Origin of the sequence: Microcoleus sp. S28C3 (assembly GCF_036700785.1) — a bacterium.
Classification (GTDB): domain Bacteria; phylum Cyanobacteriota; class Cyanobacteriia; order Cyanobacteriales; family Microcoleaceae; genus Microcoleus; species Microcoleus asticus.
On record NZ_JAUBPO010000058.1, the window covers coordinates 47788 to 48898 of the forward strand.

The window sequence follows — 1111 nt, forward strand, 5'->3', positions numbered from 1 at the left end:
GCGATGCTTTCCCGCAACATTGGGCGATGACTCAAAATAATTTGGCAAATGCTTACAGTGACAGAATCAAAGGAGAATGGGGTGAGAATATCGAAAGGGCGATCCAACTTTTTAAAGCTGCTTTACAAGTTCGCACTCCCACCGCTTTGCCAATTGACTGTCTGCAAACAGGCAGAAATTTAGGTGATTTAGGATTTGCAGGAAGTTTGTGGAAAACAGCCATATTCGGCTACGAAAAAGCCATCGAAGCAGTCGAACAAAGCCGCGAGTGGATCACATCCGACAACCGCAAACGAGAAATCATCGAAGAAAATCTCGATGTCTACGAAAAAATGATGCAATCCTGCATCAATCACCAAGAATATGACAAAGCCCTGCAAACAATCGAACGCAGCAAATCCCGCTACCTAGTCGAACTCTTTACCAACAGCGAAATCTACCCCAAAACAGCCACCGACACCGAGAAACAGCAACTCCAAAACCTGCGCCGCCAAATCGTCGCCTCCCAACAATTCCTAGAAACAGAAACCCCATCTCCTCCCCCTCTTTCTCCCCCCCTTACCAAGGGGGGGCCGGGGGGGGTTCCCGAAGACTCTCCCTCACAACGCACAACCCAAACCCGCAGCCTCAGCCCCGACTATTTCCAACAACAAAAAGCCAAATTAGAAACAACATCACAGCAACTAGCACAACTGCTAGAACAGATAAAACAGCGAGAACCAGAATTCACCCTAACTCAAAAAGTCGAACCCATCGACATCACCAAATTCCAACAAACCTTAGACACCGAAACAGCAATCATAGAATGGTACATCGGCAATAACTCCAACTCCGACGATAGCTGGGGCGGATCGGCTTTCATCATCACCCGCGACAGCATAAAACCAGTCACCTATACCACAACCGAAATAGCCGAATTAGAAACCTGGAAAAACAACTATCTCGACGAATACCGCAACAAAAAGACCAACAAAACCTGGCAAAACACCCTATCCCAAAAACTCCAAAAACTCTCAGAAATTCTGCGACTCAACCAGGGTAAGAGCATCTCAATCAGTCTTGACAAAAGGATTTGAGAAGAAGCATCATGTATTCATCATTCATTGCAGCC

At 46.4% G+C, this 1111-nt stretch carries 1 protein-coding gene; it reads left to right on the forward strand.

The features are described from left to right. The coding region (locus QUA13_RS18125; RefSeq protein ID WP_333200660.1) for a tetratricopeptide repeat protein at positions 1-1076 on the forward strand (1076 nt) is incomplete at its 5' end. Positions 1077-1111 lie beyond the last annotated feature (35 nt).